General features: G+C 48.6%; 20 protein-coding genes. 17 read left to right on the top strand and 3 right to left on the bottom strand.

What is annotated here, in order from left to right:
- Nucleotides 1-195: 195 nt before the first annotated feature.
- From BMW94_RS14400 to BMW94_RS14390, 3 genes are all read left to right on the top strand, one after another.
- Nucleotides 196-1353, top strand: coding sequence for an MFS transporter (locus BMW94_RS14400; protein WP_254790245.1), 1158 nt, complete (start codon nt 196-198; stop codon nt 1351-1353).
- Nucleotides 1354-1373: 20 nt separating this feature from the next.
- On the top strand, nt 1374-2054 hold the full coding sequence (locus BMW94_RS14395; RefSeq protein ID WP_254790239.1) for an oxidoreductase: 681 nt from the start codon (nt 1374-1376) through the stop codon (nt 2052-2054).
- Between the two features lie 147 nt (nt 2055-2201).
- Nucleotides 2202-2576: a RidA family protein gene (locus BMW94_RS14390; RefSeq protein ID WP_024632179.1), complete on the top strand. Its 375-nt coding sequence runs from the start codon at nt 2202-2204 to the stop codon at nt 2574-2576.
- Between the two features lie 99 nt (nt 2577-2675).
- Here BMW94_RS14390 and BMW94_RS14385 read toward each other — a convergent pair whose 3' ends face one another.
- A complete protein-coding gene (locus BMW94_RS14385) occupies nt 2676-3434 on the bottom strand; it encodes a tryptophan-rich sensory protein (protein WP_063567998.1) in 759 nt (252 codons plus the stop codon).
- A gap of 666 nt (nt 3435-4100) precedes the next feature.
- Between BMW94_RS14385 and BMW94_RS14380 the strand changes: the two genes are divergently transcribed.
- Nucleotides 4101-5096, top strand: coding sequence for an arsenic resistance protein (locus BMW94_RS14380; protein ID WP_175480696.1), 996 nt, complete (start codon nt 4101-4103; stop codon nt 5094-5096).
- 170 nt (nt 5097-5266) lie between these two features.
- On the opposite strand, the gene BMW94_RS14375 is transcribed toward BMW94_RS14380, so the two are convergent.
- Both BMW94_RS14375 and BMW94_RS14370 read right to left on the bottom strand, forming a co-directional pair.
- Nucleotides 5267-6898, bottom strand: a complete 1632-nt coding sequence (locus BMW94_RS14375; protein ID WP_090999342.1) for a response regulator — start codon at nt 6896-6898, stop codon at nt 5267-5269.
- 5 nt (nt 6899-6903) lie between these two features.
- Nucleotides 6904-8730, bottom strand: coding sequence for a cache domain-containing sensor histidine kinase (locus BMW94_RS14370; protein WP_090999340.1), 1827 nt, complete (start codon nt 8728-8730; stop codon nt 6904-6906).
- Nucleotides 8731-8873: 143 nt separating this feature from the next.
- On the opposite strand from BMW94_RS14370, the gene BMW94_RS14365 reads away from it, so the two are divergent.
- The 13 genes from BMW94_RS14365 (at nt 8874) to BMW94_RS14305 (ending at nt 24707) form a co-directional block, all read left to right on the top strand.
- Complete coding sequence (locus tag BMW94_RS14365; protein WP_063567994.1) at nt 8874-9755, top strand: carbohydrate ABC transporter permease; 882 nt, start codon at nt 8874-8876, stop codon at nt 9753-9755.
- Nucleotides 9756-10592 (top strand): carbohydrate ABC transporter permease, encoded by an 837-nt coding sequence (locus tag BMW94_RS14360; protein WP_053779743.1) that lies wholly within the window; start codon nt 9756-9758, stop codon nt 10590-10592.
- 733 nt (nt 10593-11325) lie between these two features.
- Nucleotides 11326-12624 (top strand): ABC transporter substrate-binding protein, encoded by a 1299-nt coding sequence (locus BMW94_RS14355; protein WP_090999338.1) that lies wholly within the window; start codon nt 11326-11328, stop codon nt 12622-12624.
- Nucleotides 12625-13090: 466 nt separating this feature from the next.
- A complete protein-coding gene (locus BMW94_RS14350) occupies nt 13091-13453 on the top strand; it encodes a hypothetical protein (RefSeq protein WP_175480695.1) in 363 nt (120 codons plus the stop codon).
- Nucleotides 13454-13693: 240 nt separating this feature from the next.
- Nucleotides 13694-14644, top strand: a complete 951-nt coding sequence (locus BMW94_RS14345; RefSeq protein ID WP_090999335.1) for a DUF1177 domain-containing protein — start codon at nt 13694-13696, stop codon at nt 14642-14644.
- A 96-nt stretch (nt 14645-14740) separates the two neighbouring features.
- Entirely contained in the window at nt 14741-15412 is a 672-nt protein-coding gene (locus BMW94_RS14340) for an AroM family protein (protein WP_090999333.1), read from the top strand.
- A gap of 19 nt (nt 15413-15431) precedes the next feature.
- On the top strand, nt 15432-16382 hold the full coding sequence (locus BMW94_RS14335) for an aminopeptidase (protein ID WP_090999331.1): 951 nt from the start codon (nt 15432-15434) through the stop codon (nt 16380-16382).
- Nucleotides 16383-16611: 229 nt separating this feature from the next.
- Nucleotides 16612-17244 carry an aspartate/glutamate racemase family protein gene (locus BMW94_RS14330; RefSeq protein WP_090904204.1) on the top strand — a complete coding sequence of 211 codons (633 nt, stop codon included), beginning with the start codon at nt 16612-16614 and terminating at the stop codon, nt 17242-17244.
- Between the two features lie 400 nt (nt 17245-17644).
- On the top strand, nt 17645-19177 hold the full coding sequence (locus BMW94_RS14325; RefSeq protein WP_090999329.1) for a PucR family transcriptional regulator: 1533 nt from the start codon (nt 17645-17647) through the stop codon (nt 19175-19177).
- A 312-nt stretch (nt 19178-19489) separates the two neighbouring features.
- Nucleotides 19490-20500: an ABC transporter permease gene (locus BMW94_RS14320; protein ID WP_175480694.1), complete on the top strand. Its 1011-nt coding sequence runs from the start codon at nt 19490-19492 to the stop codon at nt 20498-20500.
- A gap of 51 nt (nt 20501-20551) precedes the next feature.
- On the top strand, nt 20552-21427 hold the full coding sequence (locus tag BMW94_RS14315; protein ID WP_064642935.1) for an ABC transporter permease: 876 nt from the start codon (nt 20552-20554) through the stop codon (nt 21425-21427).
- A 263-nt stretch (nt 21428-21690) separates the two neighbouring features.
- Nucleotides 21691-23274: an ABC transporter substrate-binding protein gene (locus tag BMW94_RS14310; protein ID WP_090999327.1), complete on the top strand. Its 1584-nt coding sequence runs from the start codon at nt 21691-21693 to the stop codon at nt 23272-23274.
- 95 nt (nt 23275-23369) lie between these two features.
- Complete coding sequence (locus BMW94_RS14305) at nt 23370-24707, top strand: M20 family metallopeptidase (protein ID WP_254790238.1); 1338 nt, start codon at nt 23370-23372, stop codon at nt 24705-24707.
- The last annotated feature ends 30 nt before the right edge of the window (nt 24708-24737 follow it).

Raw genomic sequence — 24737 nt, 5'->3', positions numbered from 1 at the left:
GTGAGTAGAATTTGGGGTGACAACTAGCATCGACCGGCACTTAAAACCCGGTCTAAGGAGTGTATCCCCATACAGAAGACGGTCAACGTTAACCCTCCTCCGTTTGCAGGCAAACCACGGCGCAAGGGTTCGACACAACGCAAGAATTTATCCATCGCAACATGGGAGGGTGTACCGGCAATTATTTTGCAGACATTGCTGGGAGGCCCATTTTTAACCGGTTTTCTGCTGTACCTTGGGGCCGGGTCAAGACATATTGGCTTTGTGCTCGCCATTACGACGTTTGTCAATATCGCCCAGATTGGAGCAGCTTACTGGATGCAGCGCATTCGCAGCCGCAAACGCATGCTTGTATTGTTTGTGGGGATGCATCGCATCCTGTGGAGTTCGACGGGACTCATCCCATTCCTGTTTCCCAAGGAGTGGTGGGTAGGCATTTATATTGGTGTGTATACGGTTGCATTTATAGCCAATACAATTGGCGGTATGATCTGGACCTCTTTAATTGGAGATATCGTTCCTGCCAAGGTGAGAGGGCGTTATTTCGGAATTCGAAATACGATTCTGAATGCACTTGGAAGCGTATGCTTATTTGCGGGAGGCATCGTTCTGGACCGTTTTCCCGGGGAGATGGGCTTCTTAATCCTGTTCATTCCGGTGTGGATCTGCGCCATAGCCAATACGGTTATTTATTGCTTTTATCCCGATGTACCGTTTGAACGTTCAACTGAAAAGGTTTTTTGGGGGATGTTTAAAAAGCCCTTTCAGGATCCTTCCTTTCTGAGGGCTACACTGTTCCTCGCGGCCTGGTTACTGATCCAGACGTTGATCGTTCCGCTATTTTCCTATGTGATGCTTGACCTGCTTAACATTAATTATCAGACGGTATCGATAATTACCGTAGTGCAGACGCTCGTCATGATGGCCGGATTCTATGTTTGGGGCAATCTGAATGCGAGATTCAGCAACAAAACCTTATTGTTTTGGACATTACCGATCATCGCTCTCTCCTGTCTGTCGTGGGGATTGATGTCGTTTATGCCTGTTTTGATAGCGCTTTTTTTATCTCACATTTTTCTCGGTATTGGTGTGGGTGGATTCAACCAGCTTGCTTTTAACTTCACAATCGGAGATACACCCAAAAGCGAAAGACCGATGTTTGTTGCCGTGTATTCGGCTCTGACCGGAGTGACCTCGTTTCTTGGACCACTGATTGGTGGCTGGTTATATGAGAGAATGGAAACCTGGCCGGATGCGATGAATTGGGTATCCGTCTATGGATTCCAAGTGGGTGTTGGTGCAGCGATGCTGGTTCTTGCGTTTACACTTGGACGTCGTGTGCTTCTGAAATAGAGATATGTGGAGGGATGTACTTGGAGAATCACGAACGGCAAGCTCTTGTGATTGGAGCCACCGGGCTTGTGGGTGGACTACTGGTACGCAGCTTGCTTCAGAATCCGGCTTATGGCCGGATTCGTGTATTGGTCAGACGCCCGCTCGAATTGGAGCATTCAAAGCTGGAGCAGCATGTCGTGGACTGGGAACAGCTTGAGGAGCAAAAAGATTTATTTCGTGATATTGATGACTTATATTGTTGCTTGGGTACAACGATTAAAAAAGCGGGCAGTCAGGAAAACTTCCGCCAAGTGGATTTTCACTACCCCGTTAGAGCTGCCAAACTTGCCAAGGAGCAAGGTGTATCCCAGATGCTCGTCATCTCTTCCATGGGAGCCGATGCCGGGTCACGGGTATTTTATAGTCGAACCAAGGGAGAGATGGAAGAGGCGTTATCGGCTATCGGTTTCCGTTCACTGCATATTTTCCGTCCGTCGTTAATCCTCGGAGATCGCAAAGAAAAACGGCTGGTTGAGCAGTTTGCAGCTCATGCCATGACGTTTTTGGATCGCTGGATGAAAGGCAGAGTGGATAAATACCGGGCAATCCAGGCCTCGACCATAGCTCGGGCCATGATGAACATTGCACATGTTCAAACCAATGGAAATCACGTCTATTCCAATGATGTTATTCATGTGCTTGGTTTGGATGAGTCCTGAGATATTCATCGTCTGCCCATATCGGAATGAGAGCTAAGGATAGACGTTTCTTGCCTGGGCGGGATCGTGGTATAATAAGCTTCAAAATGAGTTCGAGGCTTGTCTCCTCGCGGCGGCAGGACAGCGAACATGAAGGAGAACTCGTCCATGAAAAAACCAATCTCTACCGATCAGGCGCCAGGCGCTATTGGTCCATACAGTCAGGCTGTTGAAGCAGGCGATTTCATCTATACATCCGGTCAGCTTGGCCTGAACCCGCAAACAGGAGAATTTGGAGCCGATGTACAGGAGCAGACTCGTTTGTCCCTGAGCAATGTGAAGGCCATTCTTGAAGCAGCGGGCACGAGTATGGACAAAGTTGTGAAAACGACTGTTTTCCTGAAAGACATGAATGATTTTGTTCCGGTAAACGAAGTGTACAGCACGTTCTTCGAACAGCCTTATCCAGCACGCAGCGCGGTTGAAGTTGCTCGTTTGCCGAAGGATGCACTTGTGGAAATTGAAGTTATTGCCCTTAAATAGGGATACTGATATCCGCCAAATAAGAAAAGATACATCAGAAGCCGATTTCGGGTCAGATAACCGAAATCGGCTTTTTGAATTTATATAAACAGATCCGGATTAATCCCGATCCTGATTACGGGCGAAGAACAGCCATACCGCATAAATGGCCAGTACGATCGCGATGATAATTGCCGTATAATACACGGAGGTGACGTCTTTTTGTTTGAGAGCGATGGCAATGTATGCCCATGTAAAGACAAGTGGGTATACGCTATCCCGGTAAGGAAAGCTCACCAGTACAGCCAGCACCAGGCCGACAATTAGCATGATGATGGTCCAGGTAGGTTCGCTGAGTCCGAAGCCATCCCAGCCGATTTTATATAATAATACAGCCGCATTGATAATGGTTGCCACGCTAACCCATCCAAGATATATGCTGAACGGCAGTTTCACGAGCCAGATTTCGGCTGTTGTGGGAAGGGTGATTGCACGCGTTTTTACATATAGCATAATCAGGGACAGCAGAAGCAGAACGATGACGACTAAGGCGAGACCGATTTTGAGATTTTGAAAAGCAAAGATCCACGCTACATTAAAGGCACAGCTTGCCAGGAACCAGTAACCGAGGCGGGTAATAGAGTCCCTTTTCCACGAAGAGGGCACGAATTGATAGATGACAAAGCCAGCGAGCAGCAGATAGATCAGTCCCCATATGGAGAAAGCATAGCCTGAAGGGGTGAGCAATACAGGGTACATATCCGAAACTTCCTTGTTGGTCCTGCCTCCGATCGGCAGTGCGTTGGAAAGGTAGTTCACTACGATTACAGCGATAAACCCAATCGCGTTTAACCATTTGTACGGATTGTTACGTGACATTGTGTTTCCTCCTTGGTTTAACAAAAATGAATGAACCACGGGTCAGTCTACAATGAATATACCCATTTCTTTCGCATTCTAATAAGAAGCCGCGAAAAATTCACAGGATCGTTGTCTGCTATCCTGCGGTTTTTGCCGCTCTCTTATTCGCTGTGCTACGTCTCAATGTACGCTGGTTGAAGTAGAAATATGTTAATAGCATGAACTTCTTTCTTATTCATTTGGCTGGTAAGTTTATCTATATTCGTTCACAACGTTCTGCTATACTCAAATTTAGGACAAATGTAATCGGTGGGAAGACACGGCGAAGCTGCTCCGAAAGGAGGTGGAGCCGTGTCCCTTGATTTGATCGTGAAGATTCTGGACGCTTTATTAAAGATCGTCAGTATTTTTACTGGCCTGAGGACTTTATTCAGCGTTAAGAAGACACGTAAGAACAAGAAAAACCACCGACGATAGGTTGGCCCCTTAATTCGGTGGTTTTTCATGCATTTGAAATTCGCGCCGTGGTCACCCATCGGTCTTTTGTCTGGATATCCGCAATGTTAGCGCATTGCGGATATTTTCATATTACCCAGAACTGCTTTCTAATATGACAATAACATATACTTCAATTCACTACAACTCACTACAAACGTACAATTATCATTTTGATATTGTGATAAAATGCTAATTCTCAGAGGGAGAGGAAGAAGGTTGTTTACGAGAGAAACGATGGAGAAGCAACAAACGTGGTTTTATGTCGTTGCCCTATTCGTGGGAGCAGCGATTGGGCTGGGCACCCCTGAATGGGGGTCAGCGCTGCATTATACGGTTTCACCTGTGCTTGCGATTTTGCTATATAGCATGTTTGCACAGATTCCTTTTTTACAGCTCAAAGAATCCTTATCCAACCTGCGATTTATTGGAGCTTTGCTGGTGGCTAATTTTATTGTAGTGCCTGTGGTCGTGTGGTTGTTAACCCTTGCGTTTCCGCAACCTCCTGTCGTGCTCATTGGCGTTTATCTGGTACTGTTAACGCCCTGCATTGATTACGTCATTGTTTTTACACAGCTGGGTCGGGGCAATGAGAAGCTGATGCTGGCTGCAACGCCAATCCTGTTTGTTATACAAATGGTCTTATTGCCGGTATATTTGTGGCTGTTCATCGGGAAGGAAGCAGCACAGATCATGCAGGTGGGGCCTTTCGTGGATGCTTTTCTGTTCCTGATCGTTATTCCGTTGCTGTTGGCTATTCTTACGCAAGTTGTGACCAAAGGCAAAGCCAGAGGAGAACGGGTGATGAACGCAACCGCTTGGCTGCCTGTACCCCTGATGGCTCTGGCCTTGATTGTGGTTGTCGCATCGCAGATCGGGAAGGTCTACACTGATTTTGCTGTAATTGTGGATGTTCTGCCCATTTATATTATTTTTCTAGTTGTTATGCCCTTCATCTCACGAATGGTTGTGGCTCTATTCCGATTGGACACAGGGGCAGGCAGGGCCGTTATTTTTAGTGCAGGAACCCGAAATTCACTTGTTGTTCTGCCATTGGCACTTGCATTGCCGCAAGAGTGGGCCACAATTGCTGCCGCAGTGATTGTAACCCAGACGATCGTCGAGCTGGCGGGAGAGTTAATCTATATTCGTATGGTTCCTTCCGTCATACTGCGGGATCGCTGATTTCCTAGATTAGAAAAGAAGATCAGGGTGTATCCAATAAGTTGCATCCATATATGTAAAAAAGGAAAGGGGCTATTCCCAGGGTCATGAACATGACGGGATGCCCCTTTTATCGTTTAACGAATCGAGCACGTTCTAGTAGAAGAATTTCCACAGATCCGGCGGCTCAATTAAGAATTTTCGTTAGATAATGATTTGCGGTACTCCCCCGGTGTGATGCCCTCCATTTTTTTGAACACTTTACTGAAATACTTCTCGTCCTGATAGCCGACCATCTCGGAGATTTTTGCAATTCGTAGTGAGGGGTTCTGTAACAGCAGCTTGGCGTTATTGATTCGCAGCTTGCCCAAATACTCGGACCAGTTCAATCCAAACTGCTGTTTGAATTTGCGAGATATATATTCGCGACTCAGGTAGAACCGTGCAGCAATCTGCTGCAGAGACAGGTCCTCCTGATAATGAGCATCCATATAACGTGCGATCTCACTCATTGGGTCCGGTGTGGCATGATGATGTGCGGTGAGGGCCTTTCCGGCTGCGAGCAACCGCTGTTCCAGCAGGGAGCGGAGCAAGGGCAGCGATAACAGTCCGTCACGGTCCAAAGGCAACTCGGCGAATGGAATGGATTGTTCATCTATCGCTTCATCTTCATCCTTCGGTGGGGCCCCTGCGGCATCGTCGAGCCAACGGCCAATCATCCATTCCATTTCATCCATCCATTGCTGTATCTGCTCCGCTGTGATGACATCGAGCCGGGTGATGGGATCAATCCATTCTGCAACCGCAGTGGACACGCTGGAAGCGCGCCCACTCATAGATGCCAGTCGTAAGGATTCCTCAAAGGTAGATAACCGCAGCCCCTTGTTCCCGTTGGAGGACTCCAGCGCATCGTGAATGCACTGCTTCGTTTGCAAGGCATTGCGTCGCCACAACCGCAAACTAGCTTCCTGATAGGCTGCCGAGGTTCCGGTAGGATAAAACTCACAGCTGGATATACCAAAATGAAGACGGCGTTGGATGGTCTGCTCCAGACCATCGTTCACTTTTTCGAGAATGGTTTGAAGTGTCGAGCACTGACCCCAGTATAGGAGAACGACTTCATCCGGCTGATCAAGCTGGCGGAACACGACACCTTCATCAGGTGGGGATAACATCTCCGCACAGATATTCAGCACGGAGAATACGAGAAGGTCAGGCTGGCTTCGATATTTTGCCAAGCATTCAGCATCGAGATGGGAAAGGCTGGTGACGGCCACACTGCAACTGTCGATCTGCTTGGGCAGATTTAATTCATCCCGCAGCCGCTGGAATTGGGTATTGTTGCTTCCACGTCCAACGACAAGCTCTGTGAGCAGTCTGTCATGATAATGCGGACGCATCTGATTAACCACCATGGATTGTCTTGCGGACTGCACACGAACGGCATCAGCTTCTTTCCAGGCATCGACTGCCCTAAATAAGGATGAATTCAGTTCATCTGCTTCGACGGGTTTGAGCAGGTAGTCCGTACCCCCATATCGAATCGCATGTCTGACCAGTTCAAAATCATCATATCCGCTGATGACCAGTACCTTGCTATTCGGGGCATGAACAGATATCCATTCGAGCAGAGCCATACCATCCTTGCCGGGCATTCGCATATCGCTGAGTACAATTTGCGGTTGATGGGAGGTGATGGCAGCGACCGCTTCGTGACCATCTGCCGCTTCATACAAGGTATCAATTCCTGCGGCTTCCCATTGACCAAGCAGCTTAATCGCATCGCGGACGTGTTTTTCATCATCGACAATCAAAGCTTTCATGTTGTTCACTCTCCCGCGTATATTTTGACTATGATCTCTACGCCATTCGGTTCCATATTGCCAATCGTAAGCGTCGCATTGTATCCCGGAGGTGAGTTCAGTTGAAGTCTGCGCATCACGTTACGCAATCCAATCGACTCAGTCTCGTCCGGTTCCTGAGAGGAATCGGAAGATATGGATGCCGGACGCAACCAACGCTGAATCTCGGACAACTTGTCTTCCAGAATGCACGGTCCGTTATTTTCCAACCGAATCTGAATCCAATCGTCAGGCGTTCGCTGACTGGATATGCGTATCCTGCCTTTGCCAGGCTGAACATCCGCTCCATGCTTGAAGTAATTCTCAATTAAAGGCTGCAAGGTCATCCTCGGCATTTCGGCGCGCAGGGTATCTTCCGCAAAATCCAGTTCAACCTCCAGGCGGTCACCAAACCGCTCTTTTTGCAGTTCCAGATAGAGCCGTGCATGCTCGGCTTCTTCTTGCAAAGTGACTCGGGTCTGGTCACGCATGCTGTAGCGCAGCATTTTGGATAGGGAAGAGAGCAGCACATACACCCGTTGTCCCTGCTGTTGAAGCGCCAGTGTACCGATGGATTGCAACGTATTATACAGAAAATGGGGATGAATCTGGGCTTGCAGCGCTTTAAGCTGATTTGTTTTATTCGCAATTTCAAGGCGATATTCCCGCAAAATCAAGTTGTTCACCGTATCCATCATATCCCGGAAATGACGGGCCAGCACACCGATCTCATCCTGACTCGTTAACCGGATATCCACATGCAGGCGTCCTGCCTGAATCTGGTTCATATAACGCATTAATTGCTTGAGTGGTCCGGTGATCCGGATCGAGATGAACAAGGTTGCCACAATGACCAATAACAGCGCAGCAATAGCAATCATGGCATTATTCCACGTTAGAGTGGTGGCACTCGCGTACAGCGTTTCATTCGGAATCTGTTTTACAATGGTCCAGTCTGCAAATTGGCTTCCTAACTGCTGGTATACATACATGGAATGATCCTGTTCAAAATGACCTGAAGCGGTCTGTGCTGTCCCTTCACCAGAACGTGCGGAGTTCAGCTCAGTCGCTGCTTCCTGCCGTAATGCATCCGTTCCGCTGACTTCCGACTTTCCCTCGTAAATAATCTGGTTTTGATTGTCGATAACATAGATCTGTTCCTTTGTCGGATCATACAGTCTGCTGCAAATTTCGGCAATGGTATCCATGTTCAGATCGATGGCAAGCACACCCAATCGTTCTGTTGATGGCACATCCTTGATCACGCGATGAAGGGTAATCACTGTTCTTGGAGGATCATCCGCTGATGCTGCCTTGAAGCCATAGGAATGACTAAGGTGCGCCGATTCGACCCAGATATCCGGGCTTTTAGCGTCCGATTTTCCATGAAGCGAGTCAGAGTAGGCCTGTTTGCGTTCTTCCCGCTTCGGGAAAGGATTCGCAATTAATGTCGATTGATTGGCAGCAAAGGAGTGCAGATACAGCTGGAATACATCGGGCACAGCCGAACGTATCGTCTGTAAGGTGGTGTATACCTCTGCAACTGCACGATAGTCGCCGGGGATTTTCGCCAGATTTCGTAGGAAATTTGGATCGTTGTACACAGCAAGCGAAGCTCTTGCCACGTTATCCACGTAATTGTTGAGATTGGTGGACGCCTGAAAGATCAGGCGTTTGTTCTCTGCGACGGCCTGCTCACGCAGGGCGGTCTTGGTCTGGATAAACGTCATGCTGATGGATGCCAGCAGCGGAATCGTCGTGGCAATGAGCATAAAAGCGATTAGCTTGGTGCGAATGCTGTAGTATTTTGACATCGTGACACCCCTTCTGGTTGCAGGTTAAGAGAGGACAATATTTTACACCCAACTGTTCACGAGGGTCGGTGTTTCCCTGTGCGAGAATGGGGTTTAATAGAACAAGAGACCAATTTCATCCATCTATAGAAGGGGAGAACGATATGAAGCATCGCAAATCTTCACAGCTGTTACAGCAGCTTGTGTTCGTGGGTCCCTCCATCGTCTTTTTTATTCTCATTATCGTGGTCCCTTTCCTGCTTGGCATGGTATATTCCTTTACCGACTGGAACGGGGTGTCGGCGAACATTCATTGGGTAGGATTCGACAATTTCAAGCAAATTTTTGCGAATGATCCCAAGTTTCTATCTGCGTTTTGGTTTACGGTTCGCTTCACCGTGGTTGGTGTAATCTTGACCAATGTTATCGGGTTTTTCCTGGCGTATTTCCTAACCAAGCCGCTCAAGACGAGAAACTTTCTGCGCACGATCTTTTTTATGCCTAACGTGATCGGTGGATTGTTGCTCGGCTTTATCTGGCAGTTCATATTTGTGAAAGGGTTTTCAGCAGTAGGCGACGTAACCGGATGGTCCTTCTTCAACCTCCCATGGTTGGGAGACGAGCCGACCGCCTTCTGGGGTATCGTCATTGTATTTGTCTGGCAGACCGCAGGGTATCTGATGGTTATCTACATCTCATCCTTGACCAACGTATCACCCGATCTGCTGGAAGCTGCCGAAATTGATGGTGCCAGCCGCTGGCAGGTACTGCGCAGCATTATTTTCCCGCTCATTATGCCGGGAGTTACAATCTGTCTGTTCCTTGCCATCTCCTGGTCATTCAAAATGTTCGATCTCAATCTGTCGCTGACCAAAGGCGGACCGTTTGGATCAACAGAATCGGTAGCACTGAATATTTACAATGAGGCTTTTGTGAATAATCGGTATGGCATCGGTACAGCCAAAGCACTTGTGTTCTTCGTCATCGTTGCCATCATCACCATGATTCAGGTGCGTGTCACGAAGAGCAAGGAGGTGGAGGCATAGATGGAAACGTCAAAAAATTACCGCTTCAGTACCATTGTAACCGAGATTGTTATGGTGCTCATTGGATTATTGTTCCTGGTTCCGTTTTACTTCCTGTTTGTCAATTCGGTCAAAACATTCGGTGACCTGCTTACCAATTCGGCCGCATGGCCGGAGGTATTCCAATGGGGCAACTATGCGAACGCCTGGGAGAAAATTAAATTCCCGTCAGCGCTGATGAACTCGCTCATCGTCACCGTAGTCAGCAATCTGCTGCTGGTGTTGATCAGCTCCATGGCCGCCTACCGAATGGTACGCAGCGATACACGCTTCAACCGAATTTTGTTTGGCATGTTTATTGCCGCCATGGTGATTCCGTTTCAGTCTATCATGATTCCACTCGTTACCGTAACCAGTAATCTTGGACTGATCGACAGCCTCTTCGGGCTCATCATCTGTTATCTCGGTTTTGGCGCACCGATGTCCATCTTCCTGTTCCACGGATTCGTCAAATCGGTTCCGCTCGAAATTGAAGAGGCGGCGCGAGTGGATGGAAGCTCCGCCTACGGCGTGTTCTTCCGGATTGTATTCCCGCTCATGAAGCCGATGTATGTAACCGTCATCATCCTGAATACACTTTGGATCTGGAATGACTATCTGCTGCCATCCCTGATTCTGCAAAGCTCCAATTTGCGTACCATTCCGATTGCGACCTTTGCGCTCTTCGGACAATATACGAAGCAATGGGATCTTGCTCTGCCTGCACTGGTGCTTGGCATCATGCCAATTATCATCTTCTTCCTGCTGATGCAGAAATATATCATTCAGGGGATTACCGCTGGATCCGTTAAAGGGTAAGTGCGAGGGCGGACCACTCCGGGATCATGTGGGGGAGTGCGAGGGAAGTCCACTCCGGGATCATGTGCGCTTTCGGTCGCTGTTGCTCCTCGGTGGCCTGAATGAATGAAGGCAAAGAAGCCACCGAGTTTCAAAGGCGAGCGCTTCGCTCCTCCAGCGCATCATGATCCCTCCGCTCCAACCTCGCACGGAGGTGTGCGAAGGGAGTCAGGCCCGCAAAGCATGGGCATGACTCCTGAAGAGAAAGTGATTAATAAAGAAAAGATGTAAAGCCAGAAGCGGTAAGATCCTGGGGGTACATGATAAAAACGCGGGTCACAGTTCTAACGAACTCACCGCATCTTAAGAGGCGAATAATTGAGGCATGCAAAGTTTAATGAACCTCAGTAACGCTAGTCTGGTACAAAACGGCGTCAGAACCTTAAAAATCGACCCAATCGACGAAATAACGCTTCCAGGATTCGTTAGAATGCAAACCATAGCAAATAGGAGCGAATAGAGTGCTCTGGGTTCGTTAAACTGTAAGAACGTTCAGAAAGAAGTTTAACCTTCATTGCCATACTTATGGCTTATGAGACATCACTTCAGGGGAAGAACCAGGTAACTTAGCAAGGTGTAGGGGAAACACCGATGCGGGAACGGTTGTGAAACAATCGCCGCCTGCATCCTGGTGGCCTGAATAAAAAATGGAACGAAACTGTTATACTGAAACTACTATAGGGAGAGTGTATGTATGAAAAGAATGACCAAGTTGACGTTGCTTATGCTAATTGCTTTTTCTGTAATGCTCGCAGGTTGTGGCAACGGAGATAAGAGTGGAAGTCCTGTCAAAACAGACACCCAAGGTGGTGGAGAGGCTGCTGCCGGGGACAAAACGATTAAAATCTTTCAATTCAAAGTCGAAATTGCGGAAGCGCTTAACCGTCTCAAAGCGGAATATGAGTCCTCCCATCCCGGAATTAAGCTGGACATTCAGACCGTGGGCGGTGGCAGTGACTACGGCGCTGCATTGAAAGCCAAGTTCGCTGCTGGCGAGCAACCGGACATTTTCAACGTTGGTGGTTATCGTGAGCTGGACACATGGCTCGAATACCTGGAGGATCTGTCAGGTGAAGCATGGGCAAAAGATGTGCTTGAAGTTGCCAAAGAGCCGATGACCAAAGACGGCAAACTGTATGGACAGCCGCTGGCACTGGAAGGCTATGGCTTCATTTATAACAAAGACCTCTTCCAAAAAGCAGGCATCACTGAAATTCCAACGACACTGGAACAATTGGATCAGGCTGCACAAAAGCTTCAGGCCGCAGGCATTACCCCGTTCTCCAATGGATATCAGGAATGGTGGGTACTCGGCAATCATAACGTAAACGTGGCATTTGCGAATCAGGCAGATCCGGTGAAATTTATTCAAGGTCTTAACGAAGGTACGGAGAAAATTCCTGGCAATCAGGTGTTCACGGACTGGATGAACCTGCTCGACTTGACGCTGAAATACAGCAACAAAAACCCGCTGACAACCGACTACAACACACAGGTAACCCTGTTTGCCACTGGAGAAGCAGCGATGATGCAGCAAGGGAACTGGACGCAGGTACAAATTGATGGCATCGATCCTAATCTGAATCTCGGCATTCTGCCGATGCCAATTACGAATGAACCGAACGACAAATTGTTTGTTGGCGTACCGAACTACTGGGTTGTGAACAAGAATTCGCAAGTGAAACCGGAAGCGAAAGAGTTTCTGGAATGGCTCGTGACATCTGACATCGGGAAACAGTATATGACCAAAGAATTCAAGTTTATCCCGGCGTTCAGTTCCATTCAGGCATCTGAAGAGGATCTGGGTGATCTCGCAACCGATATCATGAAGTACAGCCAGGAAAACAAAACATTAAGCTGGAACTTTAACCGTTTCCCTGAAGGCGTTCCACAAGAATTCGGTAGTACGATTCAGGCTTATGTAGCAGGTAAATCGGACAAAAAAGCTCTGCTTGACGCATTGCAGCAAAACTGGGATAGTCTGAAAAAATAATCACGCGGATTAGCTATCCGTATAAGTAAAATAGTGCTGTCTCATCCTTGAATGGTTATCCACATACTAGTATCCACAGGCTAATGGAGCCATTCGCCACTGATTTGATTCGCTGGACAGTGTATATTATCTAATTCATATTTCGAGTATATCGAGCCTCGAACAGGTCAGCCAGAATTTCATTCTGGTTGGCCTGTTTTATTGTAAGTGGACGCCATCATCATTGCCCAATGGAAGAACAAATGGCGAACCCGCTCTTGAAATGTGGATAACCCCATCATATATAGAGGCTCAATAACCTATTTAACACAGAGTTAATACTATATGTGGATATCCTGTGTGTACAACGTTCTAAATGTGGACAAGTCCAAGAAATATTTGGGCAAAGATCATCTTTTGTTAACAACATAAGCAGCGCCTGATATCAAGGCTCCCGAGAAGAATGCTGCAAGGACTGTTATCTCGGATGCCTCCACAGCAAGTGGCTGGGCAGTTAAAAAGAGCAGAGGCTGCGGGGATCAATCCAACCGTGCTGGAAGGTTATGCGAGGAGAGCTTCTTCTGGTATGAAGTCTCCCCGCATCGCAGGAGCGAATGCTGATTTGCTCCACTGGATACAGTCCCATCCAAATGATAAAGTGTCACAGACAAGTGCAGATGCGCAGCGCACAATTATGGTTTGGGGGACGAACGATAAGGGATACGCACGCCCCGAAAATATCCATTCCTCCGTTCAACGTGTGGAACTTCCCTACGGACACCAATTTCCCCTGTTTCAAGCGGAAGAAACAGCTTCGCTGCTTGTGGAATGGCAAATGAAGAGAGGGTAAGCGAAGAAATGAAGTGTGCATTCCCGAGATTACAAAATATTCAGGTCACTCGATAATAAAATGTTAAATTATATTACACATACAGTTAGATAAACGGAATGAAAACGTTATTTTCACTCCCATTTATACTTGTCGCACAATAAAACGATGCTCATTTTGGCAAGGCAGTACATTGTGACCCTCTTCTGAACTGCGATAGACTTGATTTCAAGATCAACAGCTAAGAGGAGGATGTGTACGATGCCACTTCAAAAAACGTTATTGGCACTGGACGCGCTGGACAGCGCTTATGTAAATGGTGAAAGTGTAAAGCAACTATTTGTTCAATATCCACAGGTTTCAGTTGAAGTGCTGACCGTACAAGGGGAAAAGGGAAGCACGGATTTTGTTAAAATCATCATCCCTGGTACACAAGGCAAGTTGTCAGGAGGGCAGGCCCCGACCATGGGGATTGTCGGACGACTGGGTGGAATCGGTGCGCGTCCTACACGCATCGGACTCGTCTCGGATGCCGATGGTGCCGTTGCTGCTGTGGCAGCAGGATTGAAGCTCGCCGATATGCAGACTAAGGGTGATTCGCTCAAAGGGGATGTCATTGTAACTACGCATATCTGTCCGGATGCCCCGACTCTTCCGCATGAACCGGTGGATTTTATGGACTCTCCGGTCGACATTTTGCAGATGAACGAACATGAGGTTCTGCCAGAGATGGAAGCTATTTTGTCCATTGATACAACCAAAGGAAACCGGGTGATTAACCATAAAGGCATCGCCATTTCGCCAACGGTAAAAGAGGGATATATTTTACGGGTGAGCGATGATTTGCTCCGAATTATGGAGATGACCACAGGGCAGCTGCCTGTGACCTTCCCGATTACGACGCAGGATATTACGCCATATGGCAATGATTTATACCATATCAATTCCATTTTGCAGCCAGCTGTGGCTACACATGCACCTGTTGTAGGCGTAGCCGTAACCGCTCAATCCGCAGTTCCGGGATGCGGCACAGGAGCGAGCCATGAGGTTGATATTGCAAGCGCAGTTCGTTTGGTCGTGGAGACAGCCAAGGAATTCACGAATGGCACCTGTTCTTTCTACAATGTGGAGGAATATAACCTGATTACTCGTCTGTATGGATCAATGAAAATACTTCAGACCCCAGGGATCCAGGCAGCTCCGTCTGCATAGTTTAGTCGAGAAGTTCACGGTTGAAGCGGCAGGTGAAAATAATGCTGTGGACATACGTGGCTTCCACAGCCGATCTGATATGTAGGAGGCGATAACATGACCAAGCAGCTTGGCATGATTACGATTGGACAAGCTCCACGAACCGATGTTGCGCCTGTCTTAGAAAAGTATCTGGAGGGGCGGGCGGAACTCCTTCAGGTCGGGGTGCTGGACGGACTGTCGGCAACTCAGATCGCTGCGCTGGCCCCGGAACCGGGTGAATATGTGCTCACTTCCCGTCTGCAGGATGGCAGTGCAGCTATCGTATCCCGTGAAAAAATCAGACCGATGCTGAATCAAAAGATTCGTAAATTCGAAGCCATGGGTGTCCCCAATATTCTGCTGCTGTGCACAGGTTCATTTCCGGGTCTGCGTTCAGCCAAGGTACACCTTATTGAGCCTGACCGTATTATTCCTCGAGCGGTACAGGCGATGGCCGATGGCCGACGTCTGGGGCTTATCGGACCATTGCCAGAGCAAGCGGGGCAGCTTGATTTAAAGTTTTCCTCCCTGGTCCAGCCTGCGTTTGCCGCTGCTTCTCCCTATACATCCGGCGAGGCTGAGTTTCGACAGGCGACGGAATCATTAAAGGGGCGGGTTGAACTCATTTTACTGGATTGCATGGGGTATGATGAGCGCCACCGTCAATGGGTTGCCAATGCCAGCGCAGGAATCCCGGTCATTTTGTCGAATGCTCTAATGGGTAAGCTAGTAGCGGAAATGGTCTGACACAGGAGGAGACGAACCAATGAATCAGCAACGAATTGACGTCAGTAAAAATGTTTTGGTGGAATGCCTTGGACTTCGCAGTGGTGAGACACTGGCTGTCGTAGCGGATGATGCCAAGAGAGAACTGGCCGAATCCATATATGAGGCAGGCAAGGCACTGGGAGCAGATGCGGTGCTTATGGTGATGAAGGAACGGAGCAAATCCGGTGAAGAGCCGCCTGCGCCGATTGCCGAAGCGATGAAGCGTGCAGATGTCGCGGTATGCGTAACGCGTTATTCACTAACCCATACGCAGGCTCGTAAACAGGCGGCAGCTGCTGGAACCCGGGTAGCTACGATGCCGGGCATGACGGACGATATGTTCATGAACGGTGCCATTACCGCAGAATATCCCAAAGTGAAGGCATTGACAGATAAGGTTACGGCCATGCTGAATGCGGGGAGAAGTATCCGTATCGAAAAAGATGGACACCAGCTGTCGTTCTCCATTCAGGGACGTAATGGCGTGCCAAGCACAGGCATGTACCTCAATCCAGGTGAATCCGGCAATTTGCCCTCCGGTGAAGCGTACATCGCCCCCGTTGAAGGCATCGGAGAAGGTGAGATCCTGGTGGATGGCTCAATTGCAGGAATAGGTGCGATCAGTGAACCTGTTCTACTGACAGTTAGAGAAGGGCGCCTTGTTACAGCAACTGGCGTTGAAGGAGATAAGCTGTTATCCATGCTGGGTGAAGGTGATGGTCGGATTCTTGGTGAATTCGGCATTGGCACCAATGACAAGGCCCGAATTACAGGTGTTGTCCTGGAGGACGAGAAAGTCTACGGTACGATTCATGTTGCTTTTGGAAGTAATAATACCTTTGGTGGCACAGTTGCAGCAGGTGTTCACATTGATGCCGTTGTGCAGAAGCCGGATGTATACATTGATGATGTGTTGATTATGCGTCAGGGAGAACTGCTCGATCAATAATAGAGCAGAATATTCAAGGGATAACCTTGTAGATCAAAAAAAAGTGAATGAGAGCGTATGCACAACATATCCAAAGTGGGGACCAATGCGTAAATTACGCGGTAGTTTTAGCGACAAATACACAACATATTCACAATATATAAAGAGATATCCACATAACTGGGGGTAACTATCAACAGTTTGTGGGTAACATATGCACAAGATATCCACAGCCTGGGGAGGAATGCTGATGTTGGGTCTTATCAGAGTGATTACGCTTCATCATGAAGAAGATATCCACAGACACGGGGCATTGATTGAAGGACGTTATGGCATTCAGGTTCGGAGTCGCTGCATTCCCGATCAACCGCTGGGGGTATATGATCAGGCCACAGAGCTTGAATCGATTCCCAAAATTGTGGATCTGGCACGAAAACTGGAACAGGAAGGCTGTACCTCCATCGGTATCAGTTGTGCAGCCGATCCGGCTCTCGCAGAAATGCGTGCCGCTGTTGACATCCCAGTCTATGGTGCTGGATCATGTGCAGCACATCTTGCGCTCACTTCAGCGGCGCGTGTAGGTGTATTGACCATCCTTGAGGAAGTGCCTCATCTAATTCGAGGAATACTAGGTGATGCCTATATTGGGATGGAGCGTCCCGAAGGTGTAGTAACTACGCTGGATCTCAACACGCCACAGGGGCGAATCGCGGCTATGGAAGCCGCCAGAAGACTGAAGGCGGAGGGCGCCGAGTCCATTGTTCTTGCGTGTACAGGTTTTGCAACGATGGGATTCGCCTTGGAAGTGGAAAAAGAACTGCATATCCGGGCGCTTGACCCGATCTATTCATTGGGAGCAGCTGTGTCTGCGTTGAATGTCTGATCTATGGAATGCCGGATGTGGGTATTGGATGGTTCTAAAGTTTGGTTCATTTGATGTTGACGCCGATGCAATGTGTATAACTGCATCGGCGTTATTTGTGTTGGATAAAGTGTTATCGGGGCTTATGGAATAGCATGGTGCTGGTCTGCAAGGAGTGTGGGTATATCTCTTCCTGTTTTCTAATGTGACGCGATAAAGTGATAAATTTATTTTTTGTACAATCAACTGCTACTAACAACGTGTTATTATTACTTTAATTTATGAAATGAATATATAATATACGCATATCACAGAAATTCCCGTTTTTTTTGATCAGATAGTCTGGTAAACTATCCAAAAAAATTAGATACAGTATGCAAAAAAAAAGATTTGCAAATCTGGCTCAGGGTGGTCGATAGGTTTGAAAACGACAGGTATAACATTGAAAGAACTGTTGAATATTCCTATACTCAGCAAGGCCAAAGTCATTAGTGGGCACCAGGGATTGGATCGGGTTGTGCGGTTCGTGGATATTATGGAAGTGCCGGATCTGCAGGGATGGTTGCGAGAAGGCATGCTTATGCTGACGACTGCCTATTCAATTCGTGATAATCCCGGCTTGCTCGGAGAACTAATCTACACACTTAATGAAGCAGGGGCGGCTGCTCTGGCTATCAAGCCTGCGCGTTTTCTCAAAGAAATCCCGAAAGAAGCCGTTGCAGCTAGTAATCACTGCGGCCTGCCCATCATTGAAATTCCTCCTGAAATACCCTACATGGATATTACGCAACCTGTTATGGAATTGGTCCTTGATCGACAGGCCGCACTTCTCCGCAGGTCAGAAGAAGTATATCGGACACTGATGACCATGGTACTTGAAAACAGCGGAATACAGGCGGTGGGGGACAATGTGGCCGAGCTGCTTCAGGCACCCGTGGGTGTTATCGACAATGCTGGTCAGATGATTGTGTCTTCACCGCCGGATTATGAATGGAAAGAAGCTGTGGACCCACTCGTATGGGAGATAAATCTGGATCGGCGGAAGGTTGCCCGACTGCTCGTGGACAAGGACTCCCTGGATGAGATGGAACAAGTCGGCATTGAGCAAGCCAGATTAGTATTATCCCTGGAATTGATGAGAAACAAGGTGGCGGAAGATACCGAATTGCGTCTGCGGGGCAACTTCATTGACGAACTGCTGACACCACCTCTGCTGCTGCCACATGAAGCCGAATCGAGAGGTCGCAAGCTGGGCATGAATCCGGAGCATTTATGGGAAGTAGCCGTGATGGAAGGGGAGACGGCTCCGGATGAAGATATCTTGACCGAATTGCTTGGTCAGGAGGCCAGAAAACGGAGGGTAGCACCTCATATTGAGTTTCGGACCAACAGGGCAGTGCTCTTCTTGCCAACACCGGAGTCCCGGGATACGACATGGATGGATGACGTTCAATCCTGGTCTGATACGATCGGGCTATGGCTTGAAGATCCGGCTAACAAGCTTGGACAATTCAGGACAGGCGTAGGCACCCAGGTTCCACTTTGGAATATGCATCAAAGCTATGGCGAGGCCAGAAATGCCCTGCTGGTATCCTCCCGTTTGTCGGGTGGGCGTACAACCCGGTTTGAGGATGTAGAGGTATATCACTTGCTGAGCGAAACGGCGAATGATCCAGGTTTTTCGGCATTGTTTGAGCGGAAGCTGGGGAAATTGCGTGCTTATGATGACGAACACAGCGGAGATTTGCTGCGGACGTTTTTTTATTATCTGGAGAGCCGGGGCAGCCTGATCGAGACAGCAAATCGCCTCTATATTCACCGGAATTCCGTGAAATACCGACTGGAGCGAATACGGGACATTACAGGCTTCGACCTGAATCACCCGCGTGAACAATTTGTCTGTCATCTGTGTCTTGTGTATTACTACATGAAGCAGGATAAACAAGAGGTGTAGGTCCTGCCAATCGGATACTTGCTTCTACAGCAAAATCAACAATGCATGATATGGTAGATATAGGTCGAAAAATAGCGAACTATGTCTTAATGTGTAATTTAACATGACATAAATAGGAGACATTAGTGCACAATCGACAAACGGTTGTGCTTTTTTTTAGCTAAAAGGGACGTAGTTCGACGCTCGGATTCTAGGTAAAATAAGCACAATTACAAAGAAGAGACGGATAAACAGACAAGTTTTCAAGACTGGGCCGTCCACAGAGAACCGTAAAACAGCAAGTGAGACATCAGAGTTAAAGGGGTTGATCGATTGTTTGCTTACACGCTCCGAAGGCTGCTGCAGATGATTCCGGCGCTGATCGGCATTGTGGTGATTACCTTCATCCTGTCCCGCGTTCTTCCGGGAGATCCCGCCATTGTCATGGCTGGCGAACAGGCCACGGATGATGTCATTGCCAAAATCCGAATGGACATGGGATTGGACAAGCCATTATTTGTACAGTTTTTTAGTTACGTGGGACAGTTGCTTCAAGGGAATCTGGGATTCGCCTACCATACCGGTCATACGGTGCTGAGTGACTTCGCTACCCGCTTTCCGGCAACCATTGAGCTAACGTTGGCCAGTGTGATTATAGCCATCTGTGTTGCCATTCCGGTAGGCATTATCGCTGCAACTCGAAAAGAGTCCTTTATCGACCACATCTCCAGGGTGTTCTCACTGATTGGAGCATGTGTACCGATTTTCTGGCTGGGCCTGCTGTTTATTTACCTCTTCTATTCCATCCTCGGCTGGGCTCCGGCTCCAATGGGACGCATCAGCGGAGACCTCAACCCACCGACGCATATCACCGGATTGTATGTCGTAGACAGTCTGATGACCGGAGATATGGTTGCACTCAAAAGCAGTCTTGCACATTTGCTGCTCCCGGCCATCTGCCTGAGCACAGGGACAATGGCGATTGTGGCGCGTATGACCAGGTCCAGCATGCTGGAAGTCATCGGACAGGATTATGTGCGTACCGCACGAGCCAAGGGCTTGAGCGAAACTGCGGTTGTTGGCAAACACTCCCTGATCAATGCGCTGATTCCCACGTTGACCGTTCTTGGCCTTCAGTTTGGCGGATTACTCGGTGGTGCGGTCATCACGGAAACCATCTTTTCCTGGCCTGGCGTCGGCGGTTATGTCACAGATTCGATTCTGGCTGCTGATTATGCACCAATTCAGGCCTTCACACTGGTAAGTGCCATTCTGTTCAGCTTTATAAATCTGGCGGTGGATCTGGTCTATGGATTGATTGATCCACGAATCCGTTATGAATAGGGTCGCCGCGAAAGGAGGAGTACCGCTGTGAGTACTGCCGCACCGACTTCCATGGGAACCAAACCAACACCAGCGGTTGTTCCCAAACCCAAAACCTTTCTGAGATTGTTGCTTCGCAATCGGCTCGCTGCCATTGGTCTGGCCTTTATCGTGATGTGGACTGTCATCGCAGCGATTGCTCCCTGGATTGCCCCGTATGATCCGTACGTGACGAATACGGCTGTGAAGCTGGAATCCCCGTCAGGTGGTCACTGGTTTGGTACGGATAACTATGGCCGGGACATTCTGAGTCGTGTTCTGTATGGCGCCAGAATCAGCATCTGGACAGGCTTGATTGCCGTCAGCATTTCGTTTGTGATCGGAGTTCCGCTGGGTGGAATTGCTGCTTACTACGGTGGACGTACTGGCAATATTATCATGCGGGTGATGGATGTATTGCTTGCATTTCCTTCGCTGGTACTCTCCATGGCCATTGCGGCTTCCATCGGCAACGGACTGACGAGTGCCATGATTGCTGTAGGGATTGTAGGCATTCCCGAATTTGCCAGATTGATGTATGGGCAGACCGTATCCCTGCGCGAAAAGGAATACGTGGAAGCCAGCAGAGCCATTGGAGTGAGGGACAGAGTGATTCTGTTTCGCCACATTTTGCCGAATGCTTTGGCACCGCTGTTGGTACAAGCCACGCTCGGTATGGGCTTTGCTATCCTGACGGCATCCAGTTTGAGCTTTCTCGGTCTTGGCGTCAAACCGCCTACAGCCGAATGGGGGGCCATGATCTCTGAAGGCCGGGAGTATATTATTTCCGGACAATGGTGGCTCGTGACATTCCCTGGACTGGCTATTGCCACATCTATTCTTGGCTTTAACCTGCTCGGAGATGGTTTCCGTGATGTGCTGGACCCAAGGTTGCGTTCGGGAAAATAGGGGTTAGTGTCATCGGTCCCTATAGAACCGATTCATAGATAGCTGGATGGTGGAACCAACTTGCGGGGAATGCCTGAAATAAAGGCAGGCAAGGTTCCATCACCGGCAGTAGGCAGATTGAATGCTGCTGCGGTTGGTATCAGGAATATCAGTTAGTTACTTTCCGGGGTACTGGTCCACACATTTACTTTGTCTAATAAAAGCTGCAACGTTTTACAGTTTCACATCATAAGACTGGTTCAAAAAAGGGGAGGAAACTAAACATGAAAAAGCTCAAATGGTTTTCTGCAATGATTGCTCTTACCGTTGTTCTTGGTGGCTGTGCCAGTAATGCCAACCAGCAGCCTGCGGCATCAGGCTCAGGAGAGGAAACAAAACCCGCGCCTACACTGACGGTTGCTTACTCTGAGGGTGGAACCACGATGGACCCGGCGGAGGCGAATGATCTGACCTCGGACACATTGGTACTGGCAACCTATGACCAGTTGGTAACCTATGGTGTCAAAACAGTGGATGGTGCTGACGTAGCCAACACGGAGGATATTCAGCCGATGCTCGCCGAGAGCTGGGAAGTGTCTGATGACAATACCATCTATACATTCAAAATCAAAAGCGGTCTGAAATTCCAAAGTGGAAATCCGGTCAATGCGGATGCGGTTGTGTACTCTTTTGACCGTGTGGCGAAGTCCAGCTCCGGCAGCTTTCTATACGGAATGGCCGACATCAAGAGCGTGACCGCCAAGGACGACTCCACCGTTGAGATCGTACTGAATAAAGCAAACCACATGTTCACCCAGATCATTGCCATGTATACCTTCTCCATTGTGGACCAGAAGCTGGTCGAGGAAAAAGGTGACGATTATCTGAAAACCAATGCTGCCGGATCAGGCCCGTTCACGCTTGAAAAATGGGACCCGGCCAGTGAAGCAGTCTTCCAGGCCAACAACGACTACTGGCAGGGTGCACCGAAGCTCAGCAAAGTCACGCTGAAATTCACGAAGGAAGCCTCCAACCGTGTTCTGCTGCTGAACAAGAGTGACGTGGACATGGCGATCGAGATTCCTCCCAAAGATGTTGCAGCTTTGCAGGAGAACAGTGATTTGACCATCAAGTCGAATGCGAGTAACCGCATTTTGTTCTTCGCGATGAACAACAATGTCAAACCGTTTGATAATGAAAAAGTGCGTCAGGCCATCAACTATGCGATCCCTTATGATCAATTGATTAACGATGTTATGTACGGTCAAGCCAAAGAGATGAAAAGTGCTGTAGCAAGTAACACACCGGGCTTTACGGATGCAGGCTATGTGTACGAGTACAATCTGGACAAAGCCAAGGCATTGTTGAAAGAAGCGGGTTATGCGGAAGGGTTCAGCTTTGACTTTACCCTCGGTTCCGGCTTTGACGACTGGGAGTATGATGCGGTTCTGATTCAAGCAGAGCTGGCCAAGATCGGTGTCAAAATGAACATTAACAAAGTCGCTCGTGCACAGTTCCTGGAACAGCAAAAAGAAGGGAATTTAGTCTCTTACATCTCCAAATGGACTTCATTTGTTAACGACCCTGGGTACCATCTGGGCTTCCTGCTCTATGGCAAAGGCTCTTCCAACTACATTCATTACAACAATGCGGAAGTTAACAAGCTGTGGGAAGAAGCAGGTGCCGAACCGGATCAGGCAAAACGCAACGAGCTATACATGAAGGCACAGGAGATTATTACGACAGAAGCGCCATGGGCGTATCTATACGAATACAACCGGGTTGTCGGCATGAATAACAAGGTCAGCGGATACGTGTATTACCCGGATGAGGTTCTGCGTTTCTACCCGCTTAGCAAAGAGCAGTAAACGAACGGACGATCTGGGGGACAGGCAATCATGCCTGTCTTCTGACGATTCGTACGGACCACAATACAGCCCATATTGAAAGGAGCCTGAACAGGATGGATTGGAAAAGGAAGGTACTTGATGCGATCGAGGAGGGCCAGGACGAACTACTGGAGCTCTGTTCACAATTGATTCGTTTTCCGACGGAGAACCCTCCAGGGGATTCGCGTGAGATTAGTGCTTTTATTATGGAATATCTGCATCAGGCCGGAATCGACACCAAAGTACATGCGGCAACGGAGACGATGTTTAACCTGATCTCCACGTTGAACGGAGAAGGGGCAGACAAGTCAGACAAACATCTGATTTTCTGTGGTCATACCGACGTTGTGCCAGCCGGGGATCTTTCCCGTTGGGATTTTGATCCGTTCTGCGGTGAAATCAAGGACGGATATATGCTGGGACGCGGGGCATCCGACATGAAAGGCGGACTTGCTGGCTTAATCTTTGCGACGGTTATTCTGGCGAAGCTGGGTGTACCTTTGCGTGGAGATCTGTCGCTGATGATTGTTCCGGATGAAGAAACAGGCGGTGACCTGGGGGTACCATGGGTTCTGGAACGTGGTCTTGCAACCGGTACGGCGGCAGTCATTGCAGAGCCGTCCAGCCCGCAGCATCCAACCATTGGACAAAAGGGAAGCTGCTGGTTTGAATTTACGGTGGAAGGAACACCGGGTCATGGCAGTCTTCAACCCATTGTAGGTGATAATGCAATTGTGAAGGCAGCTAAAGGCATTGAAGCATTGCAGCGGCTGTGGGACATCAAGCCAGACATCCCGGAAGAGGTGAAGGATATTATCCGCATCTCGCAGGAGTATGCGCGTGATCGGGAGAAGGCAGGTCTGGCCTATCAGGTGTTCGACCATGTCACGGTGAATATCGGTTCGATTCAGGGTGGAACCAAAGTGAATGTGGTAGCGGATCGGTGCACTGTTCAGGTGGACTCCCGTGTTCCATTTGGTGTGGATTACCGCGATGTATTGGACCGTGCTCGCTCGCTTCTGCTTGAAGCAGGAATAGAATCGGAGCTGAAGCCGTTTGGCTTCCAGGGCAACGCAAACTGGACTCCAGCGCATGAACCAATCGTGAGCCAATTGGTGGAGAGCATCAGTGAAGTGAGCGGTGAAGAGGCATATGGTGTGCTGCAATGGGCATCCAGCGATGCACGCCACTTCCGTAATCATCAGATTCCGGTATTGCAATATGGTCCGGCAGAGCTGTCCACAATTCATAATTTTAACGAAAAAGCACCCGTATGGCAGATTATCCAGTGCGCCAAAGTGTACGCGCTGAGCGCGCTTAAATATTTGGGCGTGGAAGGTATGAAAGATGAAACGTCATTGAAGAATTCGAAGAGTCCGGCTTCCGAAGAAGCCACGACGTCCAAGCGTTAATTTTTTTGAGAAGGAGCAAAGCTAAAGGCT

The organism is Paenibacillus sp. OK003 (assembly GCF_900109515.1).
Classification (GTDB): domain Bacteria; phylum Bacillota; class Bacilli; order Paenibacillales; family Paenibacillaceae; genus Paenibacillus; species Paenibacillus marchantiae.
This window is presented reverse-complemented; position numbering and strand designations above follow the sequence as displayed.

What these genes read in the sequence shown, in the direction of transcription:
- BMW94_RS14345 (WP_090999335.1), top strand. Translation starts at nt 13,694, where the DNA reads ATGCCACTTCAAAAAACGTTATTGGCACTGGACGCGCTGGACAGCGCT.
- BMW94_RS14390 (WP_024632179.1), top strand. Translation starts at nt 2,202, where the DNA reads ATGAAAAAACCAATCTCTACCGATCAGGCGCCAGGCGCTATTGGTCCA.
- BMW94_RS14355 (WP_090999338.1), top strand. Translation starts at nt 11,326, where the DNA reads ATGAAAAGAATGACCAAGTTGACGTTGCTTATGCTAATTGCTTTTTCT.
- BMW94_RS14305 (WP_254790238.1), top strand. Translation starts at nt 23,370, where the DNA reads ATGGATTGGAAAAGGAAGGTACTTGATGCGATCGAGGAGGGCCAGGAC.
- BMW94_RS14340 (WP_090999333.1), top strand. Translation starts at nt 14,741, where the DNA reads ATGACCAAGCAGCTTGGCATGATTACGATTGGACAAGCTCCACGAACC.
- BMW94_RS14385 (WP_063567998.1), bottom strand. Translation starts at nt 3,434, where the DNA reads ATGTCACGTAACAATCCGTACAAATGGTTAAACGCGATTGGGTTTATC.
- BMW94_RS14380 (WP_175480696.1), top strand. Translation starts at nt 4,101, where the DNA reads ATGCTAATTCTCAGAGGGAGAGGAAGAAGGTTGTTTACGAGAGAAACG.
- BMW94_RS14330 (WP_090904204.1), top strand. Translation starts at nt 16,612, where the DNA reads ATGTTGGGTCTTATCAGAGTGATTACGCTTCATCATGAAGAAGATATC.
- BMW94_RS14350 (WP_175480695.1), top strand. Translation starts at nt 13,091, where the DNA reads ATGCCTCCACAGCAAGTGGCTGGGCAGTTAAAAAGAGCAGAGGCTGCG.
- BMW94_RS14370 (WP_090999340.1), bottom strand. Translation starts at nt 8,730, where the DNA reads ATGTCAAAATACTACAGCATTCGCACCAAGCTAATCGCTTTTATGCTC.
- BMW94_RS14315 (WP_064642935.1), top strand. Translation starts at nt 20,552, where the DNA reads ATGGGAACCAAACCAACACCAGCGGTTGTTCCCAAACCCAAAACCTTT.
- BMW94_RS14365 (WP_063567994.1), top strand. Translation starts at nt 8,874, where the DNA reads ATGAAGCATCGCAAATCTTCACAGCTGTTACAGCAGCTTGTGTTCGTG.
- BMW94_RS14375 (WP_090999342.1), bottom strand. Translation starts at nt 6,898, where the DNA reads ATGAAAGCTTTGATTGTCGATGATGAAAAACACGTCCGCGATGCGATT.
- BMW94_RS14310 (WP_090999327.1), top strand. Translation starts at nt 21,691, where the DNA reads ATGAAAAAGCTCAAATGGTTTTCTGCAATGATTGCTCTTACCGTTGTT.
- BMW94_RS14335 (WP_090999331.1), top strand. Translation starts at nt 15,432, where the DNA reads ATGAATCAGCAACGAATTGACGTCAGTAAAAATGTTTTGGTGGAATGC.
- BMW94_RS14360 (WP_053779743.1), top strand. Translation starts at nt 9,756, where the DNA reads ATGGAAACGTCAAAAAATTACCGCTTCAGTACCATTGTAACCGAGATT.